Source organism: Streptomyces sp. NPDC001941, assembly GCF_040296945.1.
Classification (GTDB): domain Bacteria; phylum Actinomycetota; class Actinomycetes; order Streptomycetales; family Streptomycetaceae; genus Streptomyces.
Genome location: NZ_JBEOYE010000083.1, coordinates 19,580 through 40,047, shown reverse-complemented (window position 1 = coordinate 40,047; position 20,468 = coordinate 19,580). Strand labels below are relative to the sequence as shown.

The following is a 20,468-nucleotide window of genomic DNA, read 5'->3' as shown; positions in this document are numbered from 1 at the left end:
CCCGGCGCCCGCCCCCGCCCAGGCCCCGCCGCAGCCACGGGCCGCCACGCCCGAGGGCTCCGGTGGCGGGCTCGCCCTCGGCCTCGGCGTCGGGGGAGCCCTGGTGGTCGGCGCGGGCGCCGCCGCGCTGCTGTTCCGGCGCCGCTCGGCGCCCAAGGCACCGGCGCCCGCCCCGCTCGCCTTCGAGCCGGAGCTCCACGCGAGCACGACCACGACGTTCCCCACGGGCGCGTACGACAGCGCTCCCGCACCGGCCGCCGCGACCACGCCCCACCGGCCCCCGCTCTTCGGCGCGCCCTCCGCACAACAGCCTTCCCCGTTCGAGCAGTTCACCTCGGCGGCGCTCGCCGCGCCGACCGCCCCCACCGGGCCCCGCGCACCCCGCCCGGCCGCCTCAAGGGCCGTCGCCCCGGCCCCGGCGCGCGAGCCCGAACCCGAGATCGCGCCGGTGCCCGCCACCGAGCCCGAACGCCCCGCCCCCGTCCCGGTGCAGCGCACCGCCGTGTCGGTGAGCGCGGCGGTCGGCGCCGCCACCGCGGCCCGCGCCGCGGCGTCCCACCCCGTCGCGCCCGCGCGCACCCGGCCGCGCGGCGGGGACGCCCGCCCGGCGGCGGCTCCGGCCGGGGTCCCGTACACGTACCACGTCGAGTTCGGCGACGACCTGGTCGAGGTCACCCTCGCCGGCCACCCGGCGCCGCACGACACGGCGGTGGCCTGGATGCCGGTGCCCTACGACGTGCCCGGGACGGGCGCGGCGTTCGTCTGCATCGGCTCCTCCGACGCCTCCGGGTGCCTCTTCCTCGACCTGGCCCAGGCGCCGGGGCCGGTCGTCCTCGAAGGGGACGCCGCCGCGGGCCACCGGCTGATGGAGTCCCTGGTGCTCCAGCTGAGTGCGAGCCCCGTGCTGGAACAGGCCGCCTGCGCCACGGCCGTCGGAGCGCTCGGGTCCCTCACCGACGGCATGGTCGGCATGGAGACGGCCGGGTCGCTGCGCGAACTCGCCGCGCGCCGCGAGCAGGAGATCGACCCGCCCTTCGAGTTCGTCTTCTGCACGGTCGCCACGGAGGCCGACGAGGCCGCCCTCGACGACCTGCTGGCCGGCCCCGGCCGGGTGGTCCCCGTCGTCCTCGGCACGGCCGCGGAGGCCCCGTGGCGCCTGGCCGTGCACCCCGCCGCCTGAACCGGACGGGCACCCCCCGGTCCCCCGCACGCGCAAGCCCGCCGAGGCCCCAGGGCCCGGCGGGCTTCGCCGTCGCCGCGCTCCCCGGCCACCGCGCGACATCTCCTGGACATCGCCGCGAGAACTCCTTGTTCCACCCCTGGCCGTCCCCAACAATGGGCATTCCGAGGACACATGCCAGGAGAACCGGGAGCCCCGATGACCCTCCTACCGGATGACGGCGGTGCGCACGTCACCCTCGCCCTGGGGGCGTACGTCCTGGGAGCCCTCGGCCGCGACGAGGACCAGGAAGTCGCCGACCACCTGGCGCTGTGCGACGCGTGCTGCGCGGAGTACCTGGACCTGACCGAGACGCAGAGCCTGCTCTCGATGGTGTCGGAAGCCGACCTGTGGCGGAGCGCGGACGACTGAACACGTGCGCGCGGGCGCACCGCTGACGGACGCGCGCGGGCGTACGGCACGAGGCCCCCGGTTCCGTCGGGAACCGGGGGCCTCGCCGGGCCGGATGGCCGCTCACACGTCGATGCTGACCAGCTGTCTGCCGTCCCGGGTGACCACCTCGAACCGGTCCAGCTGCCCGCGCGGCACCGAGACGCCGCCGTGCACCTGGAGCGGGTCGGGCGAGCCGGGTATGCCGTACCCCGGCTCGGGCACCACCCAGCCGGTCACCGTCTGCCGGGCCCCGGACGTCGACACCGCGACCAGCCGGCAGTCGAGCGGCCCGTGCACCCCGCGCAGCTCCAGGGCGATGTGCGTGCCCCACTTCTTGTCCTCCAGGCCGACCTTGGCGGTCACCCCGGTCGCGGCGTTGGCCCCGTTGTGCTGCTCGCCCACCATCAGCAGGCGGGCCGCCCACTGGGGGTTCTGCGAGGCGTCCACGGCGGGCGCCGGGGGCTCCTTCGCCCAGGTCACCCCCAGGCCGATCCCCCCGCCGAACAGGGCCACGGACGCGGCGAGCATGAACGCGCGCCGCCGGACGTCGCGCAGCCTGGACACGAGCCGAGCGGGCCCGGGATCCTCGGCGGCGGGTGCCTCGGCGGATTCCCGGGCCCCGGCGGGCGGTTCGTCGGCGAGCAGCTCCTCCAGGTCGGGACCGGTGGCGGCGAAGTCCGCCAACAGGGTCTCCACGTCCGCCAGTTCACGGGCCTCCCCGGCACAGGCCGGGCAGTCCAGCATGTGCGCCTCGAACGCGTCCGACTCCTGCGGATCCAGGGCGCCCAGTACGTAGGCGCCCACCTCCGTGCGCGGATCCTGGTGTGACGGCGTCACGTGGCCTCCTTTGGTGCGATCCCCCGAGGGGAGTTGTCGTCCCCCTGCACGAGCGGGCGACGCCCCCGGTTCAGCGCACCTGGCGCAGCACCTGATGGGCCAGGAAGGCGCCCAGGTGCCAGCCGGGGATCCAGGGCGAGCGGGCGTCCTCGGCCCCGGATCCCGCCCCCTCGCCCAGCAGGGGCAGCAGCTCGGTGGCGCGCAGCCGCAGCCAGCAGCGCAGGGCCATCCGGGTGTCCGCCGCCGGCTCCGCGTACGGGCACGTGGCGCGGACCACCACCCGCGCGGCGTCCTCGGACAGCCAGGCGAGCTGCTCGTCCACCCAGTCCGCCCAGCGCTCGGGGTCCTCGGTGAGGAAGTACGGCAGCAGGCAGCGGGCCGCGTCCGGCGGTCCCGTGGGCGGCAGTTCCGTACCGGACAAGTACAGCGTCAGCGCCAGCGCGCTCCGCCCGCACCGGTGTTCGAGCGACCCGGGCCCCGAAGGACCGGCCAGCCGCATCAGCCGGTCGGCGGCCAGGTCCGCGGACAACCAGGCCAGCGGTACCGCGAGTGGGGAGCCGTTCGGCTCGCCCACGCTGTCCACGCTCTCCGGACGCACCCCGTACCTCCCGTCGCCCCGGCCGCACCGGGACGTCATCCGGCCACCCCGGCACCTGCTCGACACGCAGGAGCACGGGCGGCGGCCGACGAAGGCTCAACCCGCGCCGCGGCCCGGCACGCCCGTGCGCACGGTGAACCGGACGGTAGTCAACCGCGTTCAGACAGGCGGCCGTTGATCCCCGTCCCGGAAGGACGCGCCCATGTCCGCGACCCAGATCCAGATCCACACCCCCGAGGCCCAGGCCACGTTCGACAAGGCGTACGCCGAGCTGCTGCAGGAGGTCCGCGTCGCGCAGACCGGCGTGCAGTTCCTGCTCGGCTTCCTGATGACCCTGGCGTTCTCGCCGAGGTTCCCGGAGCTGAGTACCTGGCAGGAGTACCAGTACGTCCTCACGCTCACGGCAGCCTTCGCCGCCGCCACCCTCCTGACGGCCCCCGCGCCGTTCCACCGGGTGGTCTTCCGGCACGGCCTCAAGCACCGGCTGCTCAGCCTCTCCCACGGCTTCGCGCTCGCCGGCCTCGTCCTGCTCATGATCTCGATGAGCAGCGCCCTGCTCCTCGTCGTCGCCTTCGTCCTCGGCTCGGTCACCTCCGCCGTGACCGGCGCCCTCGTCTTCAGCGCCATGGTCTGGCTCTGGTTCGGCCTGCCCATGTGGCAGCGGCTGCGCCACGGCCGCCTCGCGGCCCCCAGATGAGACGTCAGGTCGCGGCGTCGTGCACGAGGCGTCACGCATGAGACATCGCACACGCCCGGAAGCCCGAACGGTGTTGAACCGCCCACCAGCACAGGGCGTGGAACCGAACATCCATCCACCGGACGCATCCGTCCACCGGTTGCGTCCGTCCACGGACAATGAACACGAGGAGTGAGCGTGCGTCGGGGTCGTAACGCGGCGGCGGTGGCCGTCGCCGGAACAGTCCTAGTCCTCTCCACGTCCGCGCTGACCGGGTCCGCCCAGGCGCACGGCGCACCGTGGAACCCGATCAGCCGCGCCGCCGCCTGCGCCCCGGACAACGAGCGGTACTCCGACTCGCCCGCGTGCGTGGCCGCCCAGAACGCGAGCCCCGCCGGGGCGCTCGACGCGTGGGACAACCTCAGGCTGAAGGACGTGAACGGCAGGCACCGCTCGGCTGTCCCCGACGGACAGCTGTGCAGTGCCGGTCTGCCCGCGTACCGCGGCCTCGACCTGCCGCGCGAGGACTGGCCCGCCACGGTCCTGCACGAGGGGAGCAGCTACGACTTCGCCTTCCTCGCCACCGTCCCGCACAAGGGCCGCCTGCTGCTCTACATCACCAAGGACGGCTACGACCCCACCACGCCGCTGCGCTGGTCCGACCTGGAGTCCAAGCCGTTCCTGGAGGTCGACGACCCGCCGCTGGTGGACTCGGCGTACGAGTTCTCAGGCCGCCTCCCCGAGGGCAAGACGGGCCGCCACGTCATCTACACGGTCTGGGAGAACAGCGGACTCCCCGACACCTACTACTACTGCTCGGACGTGCTCTTCCGGGGCAGCAGGGGCGCCGACGCCTCCCCGTCCTCCAGCACCCGCCCCTCACCCCGCCCCACGCCCTCGGGCGCCTCGCCCGCCCCGGTGGAAGTGGCGCACGCCCACGGGGGCACGTCCCCGTCGACGGAGCCCCCGCTCCCCACGCCCTCCGCCACGCCCCTTACCCAGGCGGCCCCCGTCGCGGCCGAGAGCGTCCCCATGACGATGGGCGGCCGCCTGGCGATGACCCTGTCCGTCGTCCTGGCGGCGGTGGCGTCGGTGATCGTGCTCGTCCTCACGTACTTCATCCGCCGCCAGAACCGCACGCGGTCCTCCTGAGCGGCCTCGTCACCCCGTGCGTACGAAGTGGTGCCGGCACCCCGCGCGGGTGCCGGCACCACGTCCTCGCCCCGACGCCGACGCCAGGAGCTCCGCCATGAGTCCGTCCCACGCCACCGCCAGGATCCCGGTGCGCGCCCGCCTGCTCGTCATCGTCCTGCTGGCCCTCGTGGGGGCCGCCGGCTGCTCGGTACCGGCCGCGCCGGGCGGGCGGGGCGGGCCGGGCTTCACCAACCCCGTGGTCCCCGGCCTGTGGACGCCCGAGCGCATGGCGGGCGCGACCGGGGCCGATCCGGACGTGCCGGACGACCTGGGGGCCGAGTTCAAGGGCACCGACCCGGAGCCGGCCCCCGTGCGGGCCGCACCCGAGCGCACCCCGTACCGCCTCAACGCCCCGGCCGTCGGCAAGCTCTTCTTCGACAGCCCGGAAGGACCCAGCGTCTGCTCCGCCACCGTCGTCGAGGACCCCCGGGCCCCGGGCCGCTCGGGACTGGTGTGGACGGCCGGGCACTGCGCGCACGGCGGCGCGGGCGGCAAGTGGCACCGCAACATCGTGTTCGTCCCCGCCTACAACGACCTGGGCCTGACCGGCCCCGGCCGGGCCGGCGCGGGAGTGGACGAGGTCGCGCCGCTCGGCGTGTGGTGGGCGGACCGGGCGGGCACCTCCGCCGAGTGGCGCGAGGAGGGCGCCGCGTCGGGAGGCGCGGGCTCGCCCGGGGACTTCGCGGTGCTGCACGTGACCCGCGAGGGCGGCCCCTCGCTCCAGGAGGCCGCGGGGGCGGCCGTGCCGGTGTGGTTCGACGCCCCGCCCGCGGTGGAGATACCGGCCGTGAAGGCGTGGGGGTACCCGGCGGCCGAACCCTTCGACGGCGAGCGCATGTTCGCCTGCCAGGACCGTCCCGGCCGCCTGGCGATCCGTACCGACCGCGCCTCGCTGTACCGCATCGGCTGCACCATGACCGGCGGCTCCTCGGGCGGGGGCTGGTTCGCCCGGCGCCCGGACGGGACCCTCGCGCTGATCAGCAACACGTCGATCGGCCCCGCCGCCTCCACCTGGCTGGCCGGCCCCAGGCTGGGCGAGGAAGCGCGCCGGGTGTACCGGGAGACGGCCGGCCCCTGAGCTCCCGCGCAGGCCGCCCGCGCGTCCGTCCGCGTCGTCGATCACCCGCGTTGAACCGTTGGTCGCCCGCAGGAGTGCCTCCTGCGTACGCCCCCCGCCCCCGCCTCCTCCCGGGCGCCACGCCCCTGACCAGGACGGACCGAGCCGTGAACCCTGCACGACCGCGCACCCTGCACCAGGCGACGGCGGAGAGCGTCATGAGGTGCCTGCTGTCGCAGCGCGCCGACGGCTCCTGGCGCGGTGGCCCCGCGCCGCTCGACGTGCTCGAAACGGCCCTGACCGTACGGGCGTTCCGCGAGGACCCCGCCTTCCGCGAACACGCGCTCCCGGCCGCCCTGACCTACCTGGGCGCGACGCAGCACGATGACGGCGGCTGGGCGGAGACGGCCGGAAGCCCGCGGACCGAGCCCGGAGTCACCGGCCTGGTCCTCTCCTCGCTCGCCGGACTCCCCGTCCCGCACCGCCTCCTGGAGGGCGGCTTCGCCTTCCTCCAGGAGCACCAGGGCGCCGACGGCCTGTGGTGCGAGCGAGCCCGTGCGCCGAGGGGCCCGGGCGCCGAGGCCGTCGCCCACGTCCTCGCGGCCCTGCGCGCCCACCCGTCGGCCCATCTCATTCCCGTCGAAGGGGCGTTGACCTGGCTCGGCGCGCGCGTTCACCAGGCCGGCGACGGGGCCGACGCGGGGCCCCGCCTCCCCGGACTGCCGTGCGCCGTGCTCCGTACCGCCGACGCCCTCGGCGCGCACTCCCCGCACAGCTGGGAGGCGGCCCGTGCGCTGGCCGGGGCCCGCCGTCCGGACGGAGGCTGGTCCCACACCGGCGACGGCCCGGGCACCCCGGGCGCCACGGGCCTCGCCCTCGCGGCCCTGGCCCGCACGGGCCTTCTCCACCAGGGCAGTTGGGAGACGGCCGTCGCCCTGCTCCTCGGTCACCGGGCCGACGGCGGTCCCGGGGTGCGGGAGCCGGGCCCGCTCCCGTACCACTCCCCGGTCGTGACCGACGCGTTCGTGATGACGGGGCTCAACGCCCTCCGCCACGTCGCGCCCACGCCCGAGACCGTCGCGGTCGCGTGAACTGAGCTCGCCCGTACGACAGTTCGGCCCGTCGGAGGTGATCCGGCGGGCCGAACGCGCTGCCGTGGAGGCCCTCGGGCGACTGGCGTGAACTGACCCCCCTCCCTTCGCGTGGACAGGGGCAGACACGTACGGACGGTTCCAGTGAGGGTGGAGGAGACGGCCATGGGGGCACCACAGCATCGTCGGTCGAACGGCAGCGTCCTGGACGGGCGGCCGCCGGGCAGCGGGCCCGCCGGGCACGGCGGCCGGACGGGCGCCGCCGGAAACGGCGCGTGGGCCTGCGACCTCAGGCTCGACGGACCCCTCTGGATGGTCGGCATGGTGCGCGATGCCCTGGGCAGGGCGCTCGACGGACGGCACTCCCCGGACTTCTCGGACACCGCGCGCTTACTGGCCACCGAGATCGTCTCGAACGCGCTCAGACACGGCGGGGGGCCGGTCGGGGTGAGGCTCGACGGCCGTGCCTGCGGGCTGCGCTGCGCGGCCGTCGACCAGGGGCCGCCCGGCCCCGGGCCCGTCGTCCGCCCGGCCGGCGAGGGCGACGAGGGGGGCCGCGGCCTCCGTCTCGTGGACGCGTGGTCGACGAAGTGGGGCGTGGAGGGCGGGCCCGGCGGGGTCGGCACCCGGGTGTGGTTCGAGCTGGTGGAGCACACCTGTGCCGACGAGACACGGTGCGCGGACCCCTTCGCCCGGCCCGCCGCCGACCGGTCCGCGGGGGACGCGGCCACGCCCGCCCGCGGCTGACGTCACCCGCCCGTCGGCGGCCGGTGCCCCGCGAGCACCCGGGTGAAGGCGAACGGCTCCTGCCCGATCGACCCGCACAGCGGATCGGCGCTCTCCTTCGGCCCGTCGGGGCACAGCCGGTCGCGGTTGAGCGACCACGTGGACAGCCGTCCGACCCGCTTCTCCCGCGCGAAGGCCAGCAGTTCGGCGGCGTCCTCGACGGTGAACACCTCGCCGGCGACGTCGTTGACCCCGGTCATCACGGTGATCCCCACCCGCGACCAGGCCTCCTCGGCGGGCACGTCGAGGATCCCGGCCAGCTGGGCGGCGGTCGCCGTCGCAGCCCGGCGCGCGTAGCCGCCCATGTCGCCGGTGAACTCGCTGCCGTAGTCCATCGCCATGATGTTCACCGCGCTGATCCGCACGCCCTGCCCGTAGGCGTCGCGCAGCAGCGCGAGCGAGTCGTCCGACAGGCCGCTGGGCATCACCGGCAGCGTGAACGTCACGTCCAGCGGCCGTCCGGCCGCCTCCGCCTCCTGCTGGAGCGCGGCGACCGCACGCGCGCGGCTCGCATGGGCGTCGGTGTCGGCCAGTTGGGAGCCCTCGACGTCGAAGTCGAGCCGGGTGAGCCTCAGGGCGTCGACCACCGAGCGGTACGCGGCCGTCAGGCGGGGCACGTCCGCGCACACCGTCGCCAGCTCCCGCCCGTCCGCCCCGCCGAACGAGACCCGTACGTCAGCTCCCGCCGCCCGGACCGCGCCGATCCGGGCGACGTACGGGTTCCCGCCCAGTGACGTCCCGCCGCCCCACCGGGGCCGGCAGCCGTCACCGGCGAGCACGAACGCCAGCGTCACCTCGGAGAGTCCGTACTCCCGCACCAGTGAGGGCAGTTCGCCGTCGACGCCGAGCGAGACGTCGAGGTACGGGGAGAAGCCCGCGGGCACGGCGGTACCCCGGCCCACCGCCGCACCGTTCCCCGCGCCGGGCGACCGGCTCGCCGCTCCCGCGCGCGTCGGCCGGGGAGCGGAGGGAGCGGGAGCCGGGCGCGCGGCGGCCTCGGCGGGTGGCGGCGACTGGGACGCGAGACCGGCGACCGTGCCCGCCGCCCCGGTGGCCACGGCGAGGCAGAGGGCCAGGGAGACGCAACGGCGGTGTCCCCGCAGCCGGTGCCGGGGCGGCGGGGTCGGGTGTTCGGGCACGGGGAACTCCTCGGCGCGTCACGTGGCGTACCACGCGGCGGATCATGGGGGTGTCTGCCGCACGTCACGGCACCGCCCCGCCATCGGTTCACCGGCGCCGCCCCACCGGACGGCGCCGCGGTGGGTCACAGCTGGAGGGCGAGGTGCCCGAGGGACAACCCGACCCGCCACGCGGGCACCCAGCCGGTCCCCTCCAGGAGGCCGCGCGCCCCGGACCCGGCCACGCCGGCCGGCAGGCACGACGGCGGCGCGGGCGGCGGCAGCAGCTCGGTCTCCTGCAGCCACTGCCACGCGTGCAGTACGGGGGAGAGGTCGGCCCCTTCGAGGTGGCCGGACAGGTCCTCGGCCACCAGGTGCTCCAGTTCGGCCCGCATCCAGCCGTGCCACTGGGGCTCGTGGGTGGTCAGCGTCATCCAGTCGTGCAGGTCCTCGGGCGTCGGGTCGGGCGGACCGCCACCCGTGGCCGTGGTGAAGAAGACCGTGAGCGCGAGCACGTCGCGCCCGGCCCGGAAGACGGGCGGGTCGGTGGTGCCCAGACCGCTCAGCCGCAGGATCCGGTCGGCCAGGCACTGCACGTAGAACCAGCCCATGGGGACGACGAGTTCGCCCCCGCCGTCACCGCTCAGTCTCTCCGGTAGCACGACCCCTCCGTCCTCGGCGCGACAGTGCACACACCCCTCCGCACGTACGGGATGTCCGCCGGGCTCAATCCGGATCCAGGGCGGGAGTCCGGGGCCTGGCCGGAGGGGGAGCCCGGCGCCCGGACGACGGCGCCCCGTGAACCCGGGCGCGGCCGCTCCCGTACGCACGGGTGAGACGACTGGCCGACCCCCGAAGCGGAGGAAGCGATGAACAGCCGACCGCCCGTGCGCGCCCGCCGGCGCCAACGCCTCGACGGCGAGCCCGCCTGCCGGACCGCGGACCCGGCCCTGTTCTTCCCGCCCGACTCCGAGGGCGGGGAGTCCTGGGAGTCCGGCCGCGCCAAGGCCCTGTGCCGCGCCTGCCCGGTCCAGGGGGCGTGCCTCGCCCTGGCCGTCCGCTCGGGCGAGTCGCACGGCATCTGGGGCGGCACCATGCCGGGGGAGCGCCGCCGCATGTGGGAGAAGGCCGAACGCCTGGGCGCGGTACGGCCGTTGGTGATCCGGCTGCTCGCGGGCCGGGAGGTCAGGGTCGAGGTCGGCGACCGCGACGCCGTCGTCTACCACCTGATCAGCGGGGGCTGGTCCGTCGAACGGGTGGGCAAGGCCCTCGGCCTCGGCCCGGCCGTGGTGCTGGAGGCCTACACCCGGTCGCGGAAGGTGGCACGCCTCGCGGTCGCCCTCGGCGGCGAGGTCCGCCGCACGGCCTGAAGGCCCTTGCCGGTCAACGGAGTTCGGCATCCGTCACGGAACTGCCCGCCGCTTCTCCTCTTGGGCCGCGGGCCACGGCGCCCACGTCCCTCGGCCCGGCCGGACGGCTTCACTTGACCAGGGACCGGCGGCGGCGCAGCCGCCGGGAGAGGTGGTGCGCGTAGGCCCGGGTGGTCTCGTCGGCGAACGGCAGGTCCGCCAGGGCCGGGTCGCCGTCCACGCCCAGGACGAACCACTCGCGCGTCTCGCGGTGCTGTACGACGGTGACGGCCGCCACGTCGTAACCGAGCAGCGCCGCGCACCGCACCGCCATGGCCCGCACCTCCGCGTCGAACTCCCCGGCCTCGAAGAGCGTGGCGTGCGACGCGTGCCTGCGGTTGGTGATCCCGCTGGCGCCGGTGCTGCACCGGTGGACGACGACGGGCACCCGCGCGCCCAGGACGAGCAGCAGGAAGGTCCCGTTGTTGGGCACGTACCGCTGGGCGAGGTACCGCACGGGCCCGCACGGGGACTCCGTCAGCTGCTCGAACTCGCCCTCGGTGCGCACCAGATGGGTCAGTTCGCCGCCCTGCCCGCCGAACTGCGGGCGGATCACGAACGGCGTCCCGAGGCGGGCCGCCAGGGCCGCGAAGGACGTGTCGGGCCGGCGGTCGGCGATGAACCGCAGGTCCGGCACCGGCTCGCCCGCATCGGCGAGCGCCACCCCCTGGCAGGGCCGGGACGGCGCGACGGGCGCGGCCCCCGCGGCCCGGCCGTGGCCCTCGCCGCCCCCGGCGTCGCCGCGCAGGGCCCGGCCCCGCGCGGCGAGGTAGCCGGTGAGCGTGTCGAGCAGCGGCGCCGGGATCCCCGGGCCGTGCGTCCGCACCAGGCCGAAGTCGGCCACGTCCTGCCCGGTGGACGCCTCGCGCACGCACGGCCTGCCGCCGACGACGTCGACCACCAGGTCCGAGTAGTGCCGTACGACGGTCCTGATGCCCTGGTCGCCCAGCGCCTGCGCCATGGAAGGACTGGCGAAGTAGCCGCCGTGCAGCAGGAGCACGGAGCGCTGGGCCGCCGTCGCGGCGTCCGGCGCGGTGTGGCGCCGGGTGCGGTCGCGGGGGAGGCGCGGGGTGAACCGTACCGCCAGGACGGTGGCGCACAGCACTCCGGTGAGGACGAGGGGGAGGAGGGTCACGGTGGCTCCAGCGGGCGGGTGGGCGGACGGGGGGGCGGTGGGACGGGCCGGGGTCAGGAGGGCCGGACGACCGCGTACACGGGCATGACGCGCAGGTCGGCGGTGCGGACCGGGGCGCCGGGGTGCGGGGCGTGCACGATCCGGCCGTCCCCGACGTACAGGCCCACGTGGGCCGCGCCGCGGTAGAAGACCAGGTCGCCCGGCCGGATCGAGTCGAGGCCGACGCGGCGGCCCGCCCGGAGCTGGTCCCAGGTGACGCGGGGCAGGCGTATGCCCGCGCGCCGGTAGGCGTACTGGGTGAGCCCGGAGCAGTCGAAGGAACCGGGGCCGGTGGCGCCCCACACGTAGGGCTTGCCGCGCTGGGCGAGTGCCACGTCGACGGCCACGGCGGCGGCGGAGGCGTGCCGGACGACGGTCCCGGACGGCTTCGACGGCCGCGACGCCGGTCGAGGGGCGGCCTTCGCCGGTTTCACCACCGCCCGCGGCGCCGCTCGCGCGGAGCGCACGACCGGCCGCCGTGACACGGCGGCGGCCCGCGCCGCCGCGGCGGCCCCGCGCTCCGCCATGAGCTCGTCCTTCGGGTCCAGCGCGGCCGGGCGCACCGCCGCGGAGCGGACCGTCTCCGTACGCGGCGGCGCGGGGGAGGGCGCGGCGCTGCCGCAGACGAGGGCGACGACACCGAGCGACAGGGCGGAGGGAAGGACCAGACGGACGTTCACAGGGGGGCCTTTCGGCAGGAGGACGTGTCCGGAAGCCGGACGCACATGTCTGTACGGAGCACGGGCCCGGCGGGGCCGGAGGTTCACCGGGGACGGCCGCGCGGGACGGGGCGCACGGTGCCGTCGGCGTGAACCGCGCGCGGGTGAACCCGGGGTGATCGCCGGGCGTGCCGGAGGGGGAAGGCCGGCCATGTCCCGGCCTTGGCCGCTCCGGAGTCCGCGCAGGTCAGGGGCATGACCTGGGACGGCCGGTTCCGGAGCGTGCGGTGGGTTCCGTGCCTGGGCGTGGGGCCGGGCAGGGGGCCCATGTCACCTCCGATCCCGGCTCCCGGTGCACGGGGCCCACGTGTCCCCGATCCCCGCTCCCGGCAGCCGAGTTCACCACCGTCGCTCCCCAACTCGGCGCCGCGACACCCCCGGTGGGAACTGCCGGGCCTCCTCCCCGTCTCCGCCCTTTCCCCAGTGAAGGAGGGCTCCGATGCCCTTTCCCGACCACACCCCCGCAGCGCGGCCGGCACGCGTGACCCCGCAGGCCCCGGCGGCCCGTCGTCGCGCCGGCGCCGTGACCGCGTCCCTGCTCCTGGTCACCGGTCTCGCCCTCGCCCCACGACCGGCCCTGGGAAGCACCAACGGCCCTACGGGAAGCGCCGGATCGAGCCCCGCGTACGAGACGCGCTCCACGCCCCTCACCGGCACGGGCACCTCCGGAGCCGCCACCGGCCTGATCCTGCGGGCGAGCGCCCTCCAGGACGGCTGGGACGAGGCCGAACGCGCACGAAGACAGCAGGCCGAGGAGGCCGCCCGGCGCCGCGCCGAGAGCCTCGCGCGCGCCTCGCGCAAGGCCGCCGCCGACCGCGCCGAACGGGTGCGCCGGGCCGGGCTCCTCGCCGCCTCCTGGACCACCCCGGTGACGGGATACGCGCTCGGCGCCGGGTACGGCATCGGCGGCCGCCTCTGGGCCCGCACCCACAGCGGCCAGGACTTCGTGGTCCCCACCGGAACGCCGGTCCGCGCGGCGCACGGCGGCACGGTCGTGGAGGCCGGCTGGGGAGGCGCGTACGGCTGGAACATCGTCGTCCGGCACGCCTCCGGCCTCTACACGCAGTACGGGCACCTGTCCCGGCTCGGTGTCGGGGTGGGCCGGAGCGTGCGCACGGGGGAGGTCATCGGCCGGTCCGGCAGCACCGGCAACTCCACCGGCCCGCACCTGCACTTCGAGGTCCGTACCGCACCCTGGTACGGCTCCTCGGTAGCGCCGCTGCCCTTCCTGCGGTCCCGGGGCGTGAGGCCCTGACGGTTTCCGGCCGTTGCGGGCCCGCTTTCGGAAAAACGGTTCCGAGGGCCGAACCCCCGACCCGGCAGGCCCGTGTCCCTCTGTGAACCCGCGGGCGAGTCCACTCCCTCCGAGCCGCCCGCGGGGCCCGGCCGCGTCCCCCGCGGTCGGTGAGCGGCCCTCGATCGAGGCCGTCTGACGGCCGTTCCCCGACGGCCGGGCCCACGGCCGTCCCCCGCGGCCGGCCAGCGGTCGTTCCACCGGTGATCAGCTCCCCCTTGGCACCGGTGGAACGGCCGCTTCGTCATGTGCGCGCGTGCGGCTTCGATACCCGCCCCCTCTGTCTGCGTCCCCGTGGCGCGGGGGCCGGCTCGCGTCCCCTCCCGGTAGGTCCCCGAGCAGTGCTCCCGTATGGCACACGCACCGCACTGACCCGCCGTTCAGTAGGAAGCCGCACATTCACCCACCGTGCGCCGAACGGTCATCGTGACCGCTGGACCGCTGGTCGAGGACGTACGTCATGTCCGCCGGTTGGCGGATAACAGGGCGCCCCCATCGGCGACACGCTGATGCACGCACAGCAACCGACCCGATACGCGGCACGGCCGCCCCGGCCGTCCCCCCGAAGTCGTCAGTGAAGGAGTGCCCGCCATGACCTCACCGTCCCTCGACCTCAACGGCTCGCCCGCTGTGGAGGACGATCCCGGGTCCAGCGGCCCCGACGCGAGGGGCTACACCAGCGACGAGGCCCTGGCCAAGCTCCGCGAGGAGCACGGCAGGGCCCTCTTCGGCTTCCTGCTCGGCCTCACCTACGGCGACCGCCAGCGCGCCGAGGACCTGCTCCAGGAGACGATGATCCGGGCCTGGCGGCACCCCGAGGCCCTGGAGACCGACCACGAGTCGATGCGGCCCTGGCTCTACACGGTGGCCCGGCGCCTGGCCATCGACGCCCGTCGCGCCCGTCTGTCGCGCCCCACCGAGGTCGGCGACATGGCGATGCAGACGATCCCGGTCCAGGTCGAGGACCCCATCGAGCCCTCCATCGAGGCGCTCGACGTCCGCAAGGCCCTGAAGGAACTCAGCAACGAGCACCGGCAGGTGCTGATCCAGGTGTACTTCCGCGGCTCCTCGGTGCAGGAGGCGTCCGAGACCCTGGGGATACCCGTCGGCACCGTCAAGTCCCGTACGTACTACGCGCTCAGGGCGCTCAAGAGCTGCCTGGCCGAGTACGCCACCCTCGGCTGAGGCACCCCGCCCCCGGTACCGCGCGCCACCCGCGCCGCCTACGCCCTGCTCCGGTGCCCACCCCGGACAGGAGCCCCGATGGAGGGGCACAGCGCCGGCGCCCTCGCAGCAGACGGCCCGGGCCGACACCTCGAAGGTGACGGCCCGGGCCGAGTCGTTCCCGGGGGCCCGCGCGCGGGCGGTGCGGTCGCGGTACGGAGCAGGGAGCGGGGCGGGCCCCGTTCACCTCGTCCCGACGGGCTCGGAGGCGGCGCCCAGGGTGCGCTCCAGGTACGCGGTGTACGCGTCGAGCTTGGCGTCGACGAAGGCACCGGTGCCCAGGGCCGGGCTCGGCGTCACCTCCAGGACGTGCCAGCTGCCGTCGCCGCGGTGCTGCACCACGTTCACGCCCGCGACGTCGCAGCCCATCAGTCGGGCCGCGCGCACCGCGATCCGCTTGACGCCGTCGTCGAAGGTCCCGGTGTCGAAGAGGGTGGCGTGCGCGCCGCGCGCGGTGTTGGTGAGGTGACCGCCGTCGGTGTTGCAGCGGTGCATGACGACGGACACCTCGTCACCGAAGACAAGCAGCCGGAAGGTGCCGTTGTTGGGCACGAACCGCTGGGCCAGGAAGAGCAGGCCGGAGTGGGCCGGGTCGTCCACGACGGCCCGGAAGGACTCCTCGTCCCCGACCAGGAAGTTGTGGCGCCCGCACGAGCCGGTCATCGCCTTCAGCACGAACGGGCTGCCGAGCCGCCGCACGAGCCTGTCGTGGTGGTGCCGCAGGAACGGCGTCGGCAGGTAGTGCGTCTCGGGCACCGGCAGCCCGGCCAGGACCAGGCGCACGCACTGGTACAGCTTGGTCGGCGCGGCGATCGACGCGCTCGCCACCGTCGGGGCCCCGGTCGCCTCCAGACAGGCGTTCACGGCGCTCATGAGCGTCGCCGTGGGCCTGGGGTAGGAAGCCACCTGGACCATGCCGTAGGTGGCGAGGTCGCGGCCCCCTTCGGTCTCGAAGGCCCGCGCGGTGCCGTGCGTGACGCTGACGCCGAGCTGCCCGACCGACCGGAAGACGGTGTCGACGCCCCTGAGGAACAGTCGCGCACCCACTTCGGTGTCGAGCGCCCCGCCGTTCAGGATGAGGATGTCGCCGTTGCGGCGCACGGGCGCCCCGGCCCCCGTTGTGTGCATGGCCGTCCCTGACCTTTCGCTGCCGGCACGTGAAAGCGCGGAAAACGCGTCGAAGTCGGTCACGGTCGGTCGGCGGACGGGGTTCACCACCCGGAGGGTGCGCGCCGCCCCGCGGAGTGCCGCGCACCACCGCACCCGCCGGCGCCACGTATACAGGAGGGGATCACCGCTCCCGGGGGGCCGGCAGGAATCCCGGCCCCGTGGGCGGTGTCACCGCACCACCCCCGCTGAAAGGCCCGCTCACCCGTGGAACTGACCCTCGTCGCGGTCGTAGGCGTCATCAGTGTCGTCGCCGTCGCCGCCTTCTCCGAACGCCTGGGCCTCGCCGCCCCGTTGAGCCTCGTCATCGTCGGCCTCGGACTCAGCTTCGTACCCGGAGTGCCGCACCCGGAGATCGACCCCGAGTGGATCCTCGCCGGAGTGCTGCCGCCGCTGCTCTACTCCGCCGCCGTCACCATGCCCGTCACCGACTTCCGGCGGAACCTCAAACCGATCAGCGGCCTCGCCGTGCTCCTGGTCGTGGTCACCACCCTCGGCACCGGCGCCCTCTTCCACTGGATGCTCCCCGGCATCGGCTGGCCCGCCGCCTTCGCGCTCGGCGCCGTCATCAGTCCCACCGACGCGGTGGCCGCCACCTCGGTCGGCCGCAAACTCGGCCTGCCGCACCGGCTGTTGACCGTCCTGGAGGGCGAGGGCCTGGTCAACGACGCCTCGGCCCTGGTGCTGCTGCGCTCCGCCGTGGCCGCGCTGGCCGGCGCGGTCTCCGTCTGGGAGGTCGCGGGCAAGTTCGTGTACGCGGTCGTGGTGGCCCTGCTCGTCGGCCTCGTCGTCGGCCTGGTGAGCGTACGGGTGCGCGGGCTGCTCAAGGACTCGGTCCTCAACACCGCCATCTCCTTCGTCATCCCCTTCCTCGCCTACCTCCCGGCCGAGGAGTTCGACGCCTCGGGCGTCCTCGCCGTGGTCGTCGCGGGCGTGGTGACCGGGCACGAGAGCCCCCGCTTCCTGCGCGCCCAGGACCGCATCGCCGAGGCCACCAACTGGCGCACCCTGTCCTTCCTCCTGGAGAGCGGGATGTTCCTGCTCATGGGCCTGAGCGTGAAGACGCTGGTGGATCAGGTGCGCGACGGCGGCTTCAGCCTCCAGCGGGCCCTGCTGGTGGGCCTGCTCGCGTCCCTGGTGTGCGTCCTGGCGCGGATGGCCATCGTGGCGCCGCTGGTCGCCCTGATGCGCCGCGACCAGGTGAAGGCGGCCGGCGCCAAGCCCCGGCTCGACCAGATCCAGGAGCGGCTGCGCAACCACGAGTCGTCCGGCCGTGAGCTCGACGAGCGCGGCACGCGCTGGCTGGAGCGGGTCGAGCGCCGTGTCACCAAGGTGTCGGCGAAGCTGGACTTCGAGCTGAACGAGAACCTGGGCTGGCGCGGCGGCGTCGTCCTCGCCTGGTCCGGGATGCGCGGGGCGATCACCCTGGCCGCCGCCCAGACGCTGCCGGAGGACACCCCGTACCGGGCCGAGTTGATCCTCGTCGCGTTCGTCGTCGCGGCGGCCACGCTGCTCCTCCAGGGGCTCAGCCTGCCCCGGGTGATCCGTACCGTGAAGGTGCCCGCAGACGACCCCGCCCGGCTGCGCGACGACCACCTGCGGCTGATCGGCGAACTGCGCGACGCGGCGGTCGGCGTGCTGGCCGCCCCGGGCCTCGCCCAGCCCGACGGCACCCCCTACGCGGCCCCCATCCTGGCCCGCGCCCGCGCCGACGCGCGCATCCCCGAGGAGGGCCAGGAGGCGCCGCAGATGGACTTCGCGCTGCGCGAGCAGTACCTGCGGCTGCGCCTGGACGTCCTGGACGCCCAGAGCGAGCGCCTGCTGAAGGCCCGCAGGTCGGGCGCGTACAGCTCGCAGGCCCTCGCGGACGCCCAGAACGCCCTGGACGTGGAGGCGGCCCGCTTCGAGCAGCTGGACGAGGTGTCGCGGGAGTAGGCGGCGAGTGAGCAGGAGGAGGGCGTACGGGGCCGGGGTGCGCGGGCCACGGCACCCCCGGCTCCGGGCGCGCGTCAGCCGGTGGCCAGTGCCTCGCGCGCCGCCGTCAGGGCGGCGGTGTGCTGCTCGGCGGCGAGGTCCTTGAGGGCCTCCATCCCCGGCGTGGAGGCGGCCAGGGTCAGCTCCCGCCTCACCAGCGTCAGCTCGGCCTGCCACACCTCGCCCACGATGCGCTGGAGGTAGGGCGTGGAGTGGTCCCAGCCCTCGCGCGGGGTGCCGGGGCCGTAACCGCCGCCCAGCGTGGTCGCCAGCACGGTCGGTATGCCCTTGAGCACCGGGTCGGTGGGGCCCGCGCCCGTGATCACGAGGTCGACCCAGGCCTTGAAGTGCTGGGAGACGCCGAAGTTGTAGAAGGGGACCGCCAGGATCACGGCGTCCGCCTCCTTGAGCTCGGACACGAGGGCCGCGGCCAGGGCGAGCGCCTCCCGCTGGCCCTCGGTGCGCTGGTCCTCGGGGGTGAACCCGGCGGTGGTGGCCAGTGCCCAGGCGTCCGAGGGCAGCGGGTCGGCGCCCAGGTGGCGGCGCGTCACCGTGCCCTGCGGGTGTGCGGAGACCCAGGTGGCCTCGGCGGCGTCGGCGAGTTCAGAGCTGGCGGACGCCGCGCCCAGGATGCTGGCGTCGAGTCGGAAGAGGTTCACGGTCATGGTCAAGGCTCCTCGGAAGGGACGGACACGGGGGAGTGGGCAGGGCGGGGCAGCCGGACGCCGCCTCCCCCTCCGGCGGCGTCCGACCCGTTCAGAGTAAACGGACTGTACCCCGTTTAGTGTTGCGGGTACGTTTCTCGTCGTGGAAAGACCCGTGGTCCCCTTCGGAAAGCCCCGCCCCGAGCGCGCGGACGCCGTGCGCAACCGGCAGCTCCTGCTCGACACCGTCCGCCTGATGCTCGGCGAGTGCGGCGGGGCCGAGGGCGTCACCATGGACGGCCTCGCCGAGCGCGCCGGGCTCGGCAAGGGCACCGTCTTCCGCCGCTTCGGCACCCGCGCCGGCATCTTCAGGGCGCTGCTCGACGCGGACGAGCAGGACTTCCAGCGACGCGTCCTGGAAGGACCGCCGCCGCTCGGCCCCGGCGCGGACCCGGCCGACCGGCTGGTCGCCTACGGCCGTGAACGCACCGCGTTCCTCTTCCGGCGGCACGTGCTGGCGCGGGCGGCGCTCGACCGCAACGAACCCGTCCCCGCGGGCCAGTCCTTCACCCGGCTGCACATCCGCATGCTGCTCGGCCTGGCCGCACCGGGGACCCCCGCCGTCGACGCCCTTGCGGTGCAGCTGACGGCGGCCCTGGAAGGGCCGATGCTCCTCTACCTGGCCGTACCCGAGGAGGGGGCGCCCGGTGCTCTGGAGGGGGCGGAGGGCGAGTTCGCCGAGGCCTGGACCGTGCTCGTGCGACGCCTGCTGGGGCCGCTCCCCGCCGAGTGAGTCGGGCGCGCCCGCCCGCCCCGGCTCCTTGGAGGGGTCTGGTGATCAAGCCGTGAAGGAGCTGTGTAAGGATTCGCTCGTTTATGCGGGAGGGGCCCTCAGCGGTCCCGTACCGTGCGAATCAGCAAGGGGGGATCCATCCCATGAGCTCCACCGAGCGCCGCCTGCCGCGGCGCGCCCTGGCCGCGATCGCCGCGGCCGTCGCCCTGGCGTCCGCGGGCACCACCGCGTTCGCCGCGGGCAACCCGGCCACGGACGCCGCCACCAAGGTGCACCGGGCCGCCCAGGCGGCTCCGGCCGCCCAGGCCGCGCCCCGCGCCGCCGCGGTCGTGAACACGCCCACGTACCCGCTGTGGCTGATCAACAAGAAGACGAAGAAGCTGTCGTTCTTCACCCCGAACGGCAAGGGCGGCTTCAGCGCCCGCGTCGACACGGGCCAGGCCTTCCCGACCACGAAGAGCATCATGGACGTGGACGCCGACAAGGACGGCCTCAGCGACGGCGTGTGGCTGGTCGACACCAACGGCACCCTGCAGTTCGCCAACGACGACAACGGCTGGGTGCGCGGTTCGGGCTGGTCCTCGTACCGCGTGTCCTCGCCCGGCGACCTCGGCCACAGCAAGGACGCCGACCTGCTCGCCATCGACAAGGCGGGCGTCGCGTGGGTGTACCTGGGCCGCCCGAACGGCGTGGTCGGCGCGCGCGTGCGCGTCGGCAGCGGCTGGAACAACTTCACCGCCGTCTCGGGCCAGGGCGACCTGACCCGTGACGGCAAGGCCGACGTCGTCACGCGCGACAAGTCGGGCAACCTCTGGCTGTACCAGGGGACGGGCAACTACAAGACCCCGTTCAAGGCCGGCGTCAAGATCGCCACCGGCTGGAACACCTGGAACCGCATCGTCTCGGTCGGTGACTTCACCTTCGACGGCGTCGCGGACATCCTCACCCGCAACGCGGCCGGTGAGATCTACCGCTTCTCCGGCACGGGAAACGTCAAGGCGCCCCTCGCCAAGGGCGTGAAGATCGGTACCGGCTTCAACGCGTACGACATCGTCAACTGACGCCCACCGGGCGGAAGCTGACGTGCCGTTGAACCGCGGG

Annotated in this window: 20 protein-coding genes and 1 pseudogene; 13 read left to right on the top strand and 8 right to left on the bottom strand. The window is 75.0% G+C overall.

Annotated features, from left to right (window positions below; translation table 11 throughout):
• Positions 1-1,180, top strand: a pseudogene (locus tag ABT160_RS36640) (hypothetical protein); the annotation flags it as partial.
• A gap of 198 nt (positions 1,181-1,378) precedes the next feature.
• Complete coding sequence (locus tag ABT160_RS36635) at positions 1,379-1,591, top strand: zf-HC2 domain-containing protein (protein WP_351652376.1); 213 nt, start codon at positions 1,379-1,381, stop codon at positions 1,589-1,591.
• 102 nt (positions 1,592-1,693) lie between these two features.
• Here ABT160_RS36635 and ABT160_RS36630 read toward each other — a convergent pair whose 3' ends face one another.
• Positions 1,694-2,449, bottom strand: coding sequence for a zf-HC2 domain-containing protein (locus ABT160_RS36630; RefSeq protein WP_351652374.1), 756 nt, complete (start codon positions 2,447-2,449; stop codon positions 1,694-1,696).
• A gap of 70 nt (positions 2,450-2,519) precedes the next feature.
• The gene (locus ABT160_RS36625; RefSeq protein WP_351652372.1) at positions 2,520-3,047 is read right to left on the bottom strand and encodes a hypothetical protein; all 528 of its coding nucleotides are present in this window, start codon (positions 3,045-3,047) and stop codon (positions 2,520-2,522) included.
• 202 nt (positions 3,048-3,249) lie between these two features.
• Here ABT160_RS36625 and ABT160_RS36620 point away from each other — a divergent pair, with 202 nt between their 5' ends.
• The 5 genes from ABT160_RS36620 (at position 3,250) to ABT160_RS36600 (ending at position 7,812) form a co-directional block, all read left to right on the top strand.
• The gene (locus tag ABT160_RS36620) at positions 3,250-3,744 is read left to right on the top strand and encodes a DUF6328 family protein (protein WP_351652370.1); all 495 of its coding nucleotides are present in this window, start codon (positions 3,250-3,252) and stop codon (positions 3,742-3,744) included.
• Positions 3,745-3,921: 177 nt separating this feature from the next.
• Positions 3,922-4,875 carry a lytic polysaccharide monooxygenase auxiliary activity family 9 protein gene (locus ABT160_RS36615; protein ID WP_351652368.1) on the top strand — a complete coding sequence of 318 codons (954 nt, stop codon included), beginning with the start codon at positions 3,922-3,924 and terminating at the stop codon, positions 4,873-4,875.
• 97 nt (positions 4,876-4,972) lie between these two features.
• A complete protein-coding gene (locus ABT160_RS36610) occupies positions 4,973-5,995 on the top strand; it encodes a trypsin-like serine peptidase (RefSeq protein ID WP_351652366.1) in 1,023 nt (340 codons plus the stop codon).
• 146 nt (positions 5,996-6,141) lie between these two features.
• Entirely contained in the window at positions 6,142-7,065 is a 924-nt protein-coding gene (locus ABT160_RS36605; protein ID WP_351652364.1) for a prenyltransferase/squalene oxidase repeat-containing protein, read from the top strand.
• A gap of 165 nt (positions 7,066-7,230) precedes the next feature.
• Positions 7,231-7,812: an ATP-binding protein gene (locus ABT160_RS36600; RefSeq protein ID WP_351652362.1), complete on the top strand. Its 582-nt coding sequence runs from the start codon at positions 7,231-7,233 to the stop codon at positions 7,810-7,812.
• Positions 7,813-7,814: 2 nt separating this feature from the next.
• On the opposite strand, the gene ABT160_RS36595 is transcribed toward ABT160_RS36600, so the two are convergent.
• The gene (locus tag ABT160_RS36595; protein WP_351652360.1) at positions 7,815-8,990 is read right to left on the bottom strand and encodes a chitinase; all 1,176 of its coding nucleotides are present in this window, start codon (positions 8,988-8,990) and stop codon (positions 7,815-7,817) included.
• 125 nt (positions 8,991-9,115) lie between these two features.
• Positions 9,116-9,631, bottom strand: a complete 516-nt coding sequence (locus tag ABT160_RS36590; RefSeq protein WP_351652358.1) for a hypothetical protein — start codon at positions 9,629-9,631, stop codon at positions 9,116-9,118.
• A 207-nt stretch (positions 9,632-9,838) separates the two neighbouring features.
• Between ABT160_RS36590 and ABT160_RS36585 the strand changes: the two genes are divergently transcribed.
• Positions 9,839-10,339 carry a WhiB family transcriptional regulator gene (locus tag ABT160_RS36585; protein ID WP_351652356.1) on the top strand — a complete coding sequence of 167 codons (501 nt, stop codon included), beginning with the start codon at positions 9,839-9,841 and terminating at the stop codon, positions 10,337-10,339.
• 109 nt (positions 10,340-10,448) lie between these two features.
• On the opposite strand, the gene ABT160_RS36580 is transcribed toward ABT160_RS36585, so the two are convergent.
• Both ABT160_RS36580 and ABT160_RS36575 read right to left on the bottom strand, forming a co-directional pair.
• Complete coding sequence (locus ABT160_RS36580) at positions 10,449-11,513, bottom strand: ATP-grasp domain-containing protein (protein WP_351652354.1); 1,065 nt, start codon at positions 11,511-11,513, stop codon at positions 10,449-10,451.
• Between the two features lie 53 nt (positions 11,514-11,566).
• Positions 11,567-12,232, bottom strand: a complete 666-nt coding sequence (locus tag ABT160_RS36575; protein ID WP_351652352.1) for a C40 family peptidase — start codon at positions 12,230-12,232, stop codon at positions 11,567-11,569.
• A gap of 478 nt (positions 12,233-12,710) precedes the next feature.
• On the opposite strand from ABT160_RS36575, the gene ABT160_RS36570 reads away from it, so the two are divergent.
• On the top strand, positions 12,711-13,526 hold the full coding sequence (locus tag ABT160_RS36570; protein WP_351652350.1) for a M23 family metallopeptidase: 816 nt from the start codon (positions 12,711-12,713) through the stop codon (positions 13,524-13,526).
• A 630-nt stretch (positions 13,527-14,156) separates the two neighbouring features.
• Complete coding sequence (locus ABT160_RS36565) at positions 14,157-14,750, top strand: sigma-70 family RNA polymerase sigma factor (RefSeq protein WP_351652348.1); 594 nt, start codon at positions 14,157-14,159, stop codon at positions 14,748-14,750.
• Positions 14,751-14,972: 222 nt separating this feature from the next.
• On the opposite strand, the gene ABT160_RS36560 is transcribed toward ABT160_RS36565, so the two are convergent.
• Positions 14,973-15,917: an ATP-grasp domain-containing protein gene (locus ABT160_RS36560; RefSeq protein WP_351652346.1), complete on the bottom strand. Its 945-nt coding sequence runs from the start codon at positions 15,915-15,917 to the stop codon at positions 14,973-14,975.
• 246 nt (positions 15,918-16,163) lie between these two features.
• On the opposite strand from ABT160_RS36560, the gene ABT160_RS36555 reads away from it, so the two are divergent.
• A complete protein-coding gene (locus ABT160_RS36555) occupies positions 16,164-17,891 on the top strand; it encodes a cation:proton antiporter (protein WP_351652344.1) in 1,728 nt (575 codons plus the stop codon).
• Between the two features lie 74 nt (positions 17,892-17,965).
• Here the strand turns inward: ABT160_RS36555 and ABT160_RS36550 are convergent, their stop codons facing one another.
• Positions 17,966-18,589: an FMN-dependent NADH-azoreductase gene (locus ABT160_RS36550; protein ID WP_502984368.1), complete on the bottom strand. Its 624-nt coding sequence runs from the start codon at positions 18,587-18,589 to the stop codon at positions 17,966-17,968.
• A gap of 148 nt (positions 18,590-18,737) precedes the next feature.
• Here ABT160_RS36550 and ABT160_RS36545 point away from each other — a divergent pair, with 148 nt between their 5' ends.
• Together ABT160_RS36545 and ABT160_RS36540 are read left to right on the top strand one after the other, a co-directional pair.
• Complete coding sequence (locus ABT160_RS36545) at positions 18,738-19,367, top strand: TetR/AcrR family transcriptional regulator (RefSeq protein WP_351652340.1); 630 nt, start codon at positions 18,738-18,740, stop codon at positions 19,365-19,367.
• A 143-nt stretch (positions 19,368-19,510) separates the two neighbouring features.
• Complete coding sequence (locus tag ABT160_RS36540) at positions 19,511-20,428, top strand: FG-GAP repeat domain-containing protein (protein ID WP_351652338.1); 918 nt, start codon at positions 19,511-19,513, stop codon at positions 20,426-20,428.
• Positions 20,429-20,468 lie beyond the last annotated feature (40 nt).

Coding starts and splice junctions, on each gene's coding strand:
- ABT160_RS36540 (WP_351652338.1), top strand. CDS start 19,511: ATGAGCTCCACCGAGCGCCGCCTGCCGCGGCGCGCCCTGGCCGCGATC.
- ABT160_RS36565 (WP_351652348.1), top strand. CDS start 14,157: ATGACCTCACCGTCCCTCGACCTCAACGGCTCGCCCGCTGTGGAGGAC.
- ABT160_RS36635 (WP_351652376.1), top strand. CDS start 1,379: ATGACCCTCCTACCGGATGACGGCGGTGCGCACGTCACCCTCGCCCTG.
- ABT160_RS36570 (WP_351652350.1), top strand. CDS start 12,711: ATGCCCTTTCCCGACCACACCCCCGCAGCGCGGCCGGCACGCGTGACC.
- ABT160_RS36610 (WP_351652366.1), top strand. CDS start 4,973: ATGAGTCCGTCCCACGCCACCGCCAGGATCCCGGTGCGCGCCCGCCTG.
- ABT160_RS36620 (WP_351652370.1), top strand. CDS start 3,250: ATGTCCGCGACCCAGATCCAGATCCACACCCCCGAGGCCCAGGCCACG.
- ABT160_RS36560 (WP_351652346.1), bottom strand. CDS start 15,917: ATGCACACAACGGGGGCCGGGGCGCCCGTGCGCCGCAACGGCGACATC.
- ABT160_RS36585 (WP_351652356.1), top strand. CDS start 9,839: ATGAACAGCCGACCGCCCGTGCGCGCCCGCCGGCGCCAACGCCTCGAC.
- ABT160_RS36600 (WP_351652362.1), top strand. CDS start 7,231: ATGGGGGCACCACAGCATCGTCGGTCGAACGGCAGCGTCCTGGACGGG.